This is a genomic window from Gimesia benthica, from assembly GCF_009720525.1.
Taxonomy (GTDB): Bacteria; Planctomycetota; Planctomycetia; order Planctomycetales; family Planctomycetaceae; genus Gimesia; species Gimesia benthica.
The window spans coordinates 1,188,031-1,194,409 of the sequence record NZ_CP043930.1 but is presented as its reverse complement, the minus strand read 5'-3'; the positions used below and the strand labels follow the sequence as shown (position 1 = coordinate 1,194,409).

General features: G+C 49.8%; 4 protein-coding genes. All 4 read left to right on the top strand.

The window, feature by feature from the left end; genetic code table 11:
• The first annotated feature begins 29 nt into the window (after nt 1-29).
• The 4 genes from F1728_RS04780 to F1728_RS04765 all read left to right on the top strand — a co-directional run bounded on the left by F1728_RS04780 (nt 30) and on the right by F1728_RS04765 (nt 6,346).
• Nucleotides 30-2,639 (top strand): protein kinase domain-containing protein, encoded by a 2,610-nt coding sequence (locus F1728_RS04780; RefSeq protein WP_155363134.1) that lies wholly within the window; start codon nt 30-32, stop codon nt 2,637-2,639.
• A 237-nt stretch (nt 2,640-2,876) separates the two neighbouring features.
• Nucleotides 2,877-3,410 carry a sialidase family protein gene (locus tag F1728_RS04775; RefSeq protein WP_155363133.1) on the top strand — a complete coding sequence of 178 codons (534 nt, stop codon included), beginning with the start codon at nt 2,877-2,879 and terminating at the stop codon, nt 3,408-3,410.
• A gap of 495 nt (nt 3,411-3,905) precedes the next feature.
• Entirely contained in the window at nt 3,906-5,477 is a 1,572-nt protein-coding gene (locus tag F1728_RS04770; protein WP_315853513.1) for a cytochrome P450, read from the top strand.
• A complete protein-coding gene (locus F1728_RS04765) occupies nt 5,477-6,346 on the top strand; it encodes an SDR family NAD(P)-dependent oxidoreductase (protein ID WP_155363131.1) in 870 nt (289 codons plus the stop codon). The genes F1728_RS04770 and F1728_RS04765 overlap by 1 nt, the downstream gene beginning before the upstream one ends.
• The last annotated feature ends 33 nt before the right edge of the window (nt 6,347-6,379 follow it).

Here is a 6,379-nt window from a genome sequence, read left to right as displayed (position 1 = left end):
TCTTTCTCAATTGAGCCAGTTTGCCCGCCATGACAATGACTCTGGAACAATTTATATCCCAGCTGGAGAAAAGTGGTGTTCTTTCTGAGGAGGAAATTGCTGCTTTACAGGATTCACAGTCCTCACCTGTAGAGTTAGCCGAGGACCTGGGTAAGCTGCTGGTCCAGCACAAAAAAGTCACCCGCTTGCAGGCCCAGATGGTCTACCAGGGACAGGGAGATAAGCTCCGCTTTGGGAACTATGTGATTCAGGACAAGATCGGCTCAGGCGGCATGGGCGACGTCTACCTGGCGAAGCATCGTCGGATGCAACGCGAGGTCGCGCTCAAGCTTTTACCGACGGCAATGGCGGAGGATCAGCATGTAATCCGTCGCTTTCAGCGCGAGGTCCAGGCGGCAGCGAAACTGTCTCACCCTAATATCGTCACGGCATACGATGCAGACGAGGTCGACGATACTCACTATCTGGTGATGGAATATGTGTCAGGCACCGATCTCTCCGAGCTGGTGAAAAAGCAGGGCGTGCTTTCAGTCGGGCAGGCACTGGACTACATCCTGCAGGCGGCCAAAGGTCTCGAGTACGCGCACCAGGCAGGCATTATTCATCGCGATATCAAACCCTCCAACATGCTGCTCGACAATAACGGGACGATTAAGATCCTGGATATGGGCCTGGCCCGCATCGATGAAGTGGATGAAGAGAACCCGGCCACCGCGCTGACTCAATCGGGCAGTGTTATGGGTACCGTTGATTACATGTCGCCTGAACAGGCCCAGAGTACGCATACTGCCGACAACCGCTCCGATATCTACAGCCTGGGCTGTACGCTCTATTATTTACTGACCGGTAACTCGGTCTATGGCGGACAGACGGTCGTCAACCGCATCCTCGCCCATCGCGATCAGCCCATTCCCTCTCTCACTTCGGCAAATGTGCAGGTTCCCCCCAGTGTCGATGCCATCTATCAGAAGATGATCGCCAAGCTGCCGGAAGACCGTTTTCAGTCGATGCAGGCCGTGATCGACGCGATCGAAAAATGCGATCTGCTGAATCCTGCTTCAACCATGAATTCGAAGCCTTCAGATCCGGAACTGCAAAAGTTCCTGCAGTCACAAAAAGGGGAGTCCAGCCCGACAATTGTCATGCCGGCCGGAGAAATCGAAGCAGGCACACAGGACCCCAACCCGACTTCCGATTTTCTGAATAACACCCTGAACGGAACCGCCTTCCAGCCGCTACAACGCCCCCGGAAGTCAAAGAGCAAACGGGGCAGGGTCATCGCAGGACTGGCGCTGGCTGGATTCGTCTTTATGGCAGGGATCGTGTTCAAACTCGAGACACCCGCAGGGACAGTCATACTGGAAGTCGATCAGCCAGCAGCGGCCGGTGCGATGGTCTCTGTGGATGACGAACAGAAAATCACGATCAGCACGGGGAAAAACCAGGAACCGATTCAGGTCACAGCCGATGCGAAAACGCACACCCTCAAAGTGACCAAAGGGGGCTTCGAAACCTTCACCCGCCAGTTCACCGTCAAGTCGGGTAAAACAGAAACCATCAAGGTCCGCCTGGTGCCGCTGGCTGTTGCTGACACAGCAGAGTCAGACCCGGTGATGCCATTTCCGATGTCGGATCGGGAGATCGTCGAGTGGATACTGAGTGTGGGAGGGGCTGTCGCCATCAATGCAGAGAATCTTCTGGTTACCAGTATCAAAGATTTTCCAGATCAACCAGTTGACTTCTTACTGATCGACCTGGGTGATGCCACTTTCGCAGCCCACGATCTGCAGCGTCTGGCCAACCTGAGTTGCCTTTTCGACTTAGGGCTCAATGGGAGTTCATTACAGGAACAGGATCTTAAATATTTCAAATATCTTAAGAATTTAAACGGACTGAATCTGCATGAGTTTAAGATCGAAGGAGACGGTCTAAAACATTTCAGTGATCTAGGGAAAATGCAAAATTTCCGGATGAATCTTTCGACGATCACTGGGGACGGATTTAAATATTTCACAAAATTAAACCTAATAAGTATTGCAGTCTACAAATCGTCTATTAGCCACGCGGCTCTGCAGAGTATCGGAGAGCTGGAACAGCTTATTTCCCTAGATCTATCCAGTTCACAAATTGATGATGCCGGTCTGGGATATCTCACAGGCCTGACAAAACTTGAGAAGTTATTTATTCATGCAAATCATCAGATTACAGATGAGGGTTTGAAGCACCTGAAAGGGATGCGGGATTTGCAAGTACTCACTGTGACAAATGGTCAGATAACGGACGAGGGGATAATGTACCTGCAGGGGATGCGGGATCTGGAAGTACTCAATGTGGGAGGGACTGGCATCACCGATGCCGGTCTGAAACAGATCGCCAGACATAAAAATCTAGTTGAATTATTAGTTTACAATATCAGGATCACTGATGCCGGCCTGGAGCAGCTCGCTAATTTAAAAAAACTCAATGATCTAAGTCTGATAGCCATACCTGTCACCGATGCTGGCTTGAAACATCTCTACGGGCTGCAGCAACTGGAGAAACTCGAACTACAGCAGACCCAAGTCACGCCAGAAGGCATCGCCGCTCTGCAGAAAGCCCTGCCGGAGTGCAAAATTGCCAGCGATTTCAAAACGGAATGAGCTGCCCCAACGATACGCCACTAAAGCGTTGTACTTGCACTAAAAGTCGAGTCTGTGGTACTTGGGACTATTGGTAAAAATCTTTAGAACCCCGGCGAGGGCTGGCACTGGCTGCAAACCAGAATCCTAATCGGACGCTGGACTGAAGACAACGATATTGAATGGGAGTCGTCTGAACCGATCGAAGATGATGGTAAACGCTCAGTCCGCGGATTGTATGAACCGACTCTGGCTCAAATGCCAGATGGTAACATCATCTGCATTATGCGAGGCAGTAATGGAGGTAAGAGAGATCCATCGAACAAACTACCCAGTAGGAAGTGGATCAGCATCTCTAAAGATGGCGGACACAAGTGGAGTAAGCCAGAGCCCTGGGCCTACTCTGATGGCGAACTTTTCTTATCTCCCTCTTCGATGTCTGAACTAATCACTCACTCAAATGGCCGTACGTACTGGATTGGAAACATCAGTGATACCTGGTGGCTTGAAAACCGCGATGAAAAAATAAACCCTCAGGCCAATCATCCCCGCTGGCCTCTGGTCATCGGAGAGGTCGATCCAAAGACTTATGGAATCATTCGAGATAACTTAGTTGTGATTGACACTAAACAACCTAATGAAAAAGATGTGAACCTCTCACACTGGCACTCTTTTGAAGACCGCCAGACTGTTAACATCATCATCACCACGTCTCGGGCGAGTAAGGGTTACAAAAGCCGTACTCCTGTCATTTATACGATTGGTGTTGAAGCGGGCCGTCCACACGAATGAAACCGTTTACGCTATTTCATGTATTGTTGATTTCATGGCTGTTCCGATTCCGCCAGCAGTTTGTTGAGCCGGCATTATCTTTCTTCAACTCGTTGAGAAGTTTCGCCTGATCCATCCGAAAACCGCCGTAGTCCCGAAGTCTATTGTCGTATGCCTGCAGGTGAATTCTCAGATTTATATACATCAGGGGAATCATCGTCTCCAGGGCGAGAGGGACTTCAGCATAACGTAGTCTGGAAATGATCTGTTCGGATAAAGACGTTTGGTGGGCATGTTTGCATCCTACTCAATTTATCCAGAAGCCAGAACAGTTGATCAAATTCCGATAGCGGTTAAAGGAGACAGGTCATAAATTGGTTATGCAATTTCCTGACTCGTTTCTGAGAATTATTTACGATATTCAGGACAATCGGAAAAAACCATAAAGTTTAACTGACTTTTATCCGAAAAGATAGACATATAAACCTTTTTGCATTAGAAGGTTGGGTACAGTCTTTGATCGACACTGCTGCAGCATTACAGGGCTTGTGGTATAGATTTCGTGATAAAACACAGAGGGACACCGTTTTGTCTGCAATCAGCGATCATCCTCAAGTCCTCAAAGGTTTCAAAGCGTTACCCTGGTACACTCATTTTTTCCGTGATCCACTCTCATGTTGCGCTGAGATGCATCGCACATACGGCCAGATATTCGCCGTAGGATCCCCGGTTCCTTACAGACGAAAACAGCGTAAATTTGTCGTTGGATTTGGACCGGATAACAACCGTCGAATCCTCCAGGATGAGAAGACGTTTCGTCTAGGTTCGGTCGGTATTCGTGGCCCGCGGGACTCCGGGCTGAATCGGATTCGCGTTGGTTTCAATGTGCCCCAAGTTAACCAGCAGAGGTCCCTGCGAAAAACTGTTTTTCCTGCATTTCAAAAGCATGCCGTCCAGGAGTATCAGTCCGATATTGTGGCCTTGACGAACGAACTCATAGGTCGCTGGTCTGACGGGCAGGAAGTTGAAATCTGGGAGCAGATGCGTACCTTATCTGGAAACCTGTCCTGCCGGTTGCTGTTTGGACGTGAATCTCTGGAAGACTCCCGCGCATTGGGTGAGTCTCTTCAACTGTTTATGCAACAGAGTTATGTATCGCCAGCTTCGCTTCGATTAAATTTGCCGGGAACTCCCTATCGCGATTTAATCCGGCGTGGAGAGGAGATCACCGCAACGATTCAGGAAATGCTGGATAAACGACAGGCATCGATTGCTGCCCGCTCAGACGTTCTGGAGATGATGGTCCGCGCCTATCAGGGCGACTCCGACTCTGAATTGATTCCTGACCTGATTGGTCCAGCTACATTTCTATTCGTAGCCAGTTTTGAAACTGTCGCGAATGCAATGACCTGGACACTCTTTCTGCTGGCTCAACACCCAATTATTATGGGTGAATTATTCGATGAATTACACCACGTTCTGGCCGGTGATGCGCCAACGATCCGACAATTAGACCAGCTACCCTTACTAGATGCCTCGATCAAGGAAGCCATGCGAATCTTGCCACCCGTTCCAATTACCTATCGAGTCGCCCGCAAAGAGGCAGAACTGGGTGGTGTCCGGGTCCGCCCAGGTGATAGAGTCATGTGTAGTCAGTATGTCACACACCATATGTCGGATCTTTTTACGGAGCCGAACCGATTTGATCCGCTGCGGTGGTTTACGATCAAGCCCAATACTTATGAATATTTCCCATTTGGGGCGGGGCCTCGAAGTTGCCTGGGATACACACTGGGGATGACGATTATCAAGATCAGTCTAGCAATGATTCTGCAGGCGTTTCGATTAGCAGTGGTACCGCAATCTCGAATCGATCGAATGGTTAAGCTGACGCTGAGCCCGAAAAGCGGTATTGCAATGCGTGTCCATCAGCAAGACCGAAAGTTCGCAGCTGTCCCTGTGAAGGGGAATATTCATGAGATGGTTGACTTTACAAGAGCAGAATCAGGTAAAACAGGCTTTCCCTCGATCAAGTATGGCAAATCAAACATTTCTAAATCAGTCAACACGTATGGAGATGCTGCCTGATGAAAATTTTAAATGGAAAGAGGGCTCTGATTACCGGAGCCGCTGCGGGGATTGGCCGTGAAATTGCGATGAGTCTGGCGCGAGAAGGCGTCAATGTCTATTTGCTGGATATCGACGAGGCTGGCCTGTTGCCCGTCGTCGAACAGGCGAAGGATGCAGGCGTGGCAGTGATTGGGAGATACTGCGACCTTTCCGATACGACTCAGATCACAGACTGCCTGAAAGACCTGCTTTCGGAGTGGGGGGGGCTCGATATTCTGGTCAACAACGCCGGGATCGCCTGCTATGGCCCCACCGATGAGATGACAGAGCAGCAATGGAACCAGCTGCTGGGTGTCAACTTACTGGCGCCGATCGAGTTGACTCGCCAACTACTGCCAACTTTGCTGTCGCAGAGCGAATCCCATATTTTAAATGTCGGGAGTTTAGCGAGTCTGGTTGCCGGCAGTAAACTCACGGCTTACAACATTAGTAAGTTTGGCTTGCTGGGACTTAGTGAATCCCTGCTGGCAGAATATGGTCGCAGTACTCTGGGGGTGACAGCATTGTGTCCCGGGTTTGTAAATACCCAGATTTTTCAGAACTCACCTCGTATCGGAAGTTCGCGTCAGGTTCGCACTCCACCTGCCTGGCTCACAACGACACCTGAAACGGTCGCAGCCAAAGCAGTTCGAGCCATCCAGAAGAATCAGCCGCTTGTGGTTGTGACGCCTTTGGCAAAATTTCTCTGGTTCTGCAAGCGTATGATGCCGTCATTATTTCTGAAAGTAATGAGGCGACGACCCAAAAAACGACATTCGAAGACAGCATGTGAATTACATCCTTCACCTGAGTTGCTTACCGAAAGCGGGGGGCAGCGGGCTGCCTGAACAGCCGGTAAATAACAATTGCATAAACCAGCC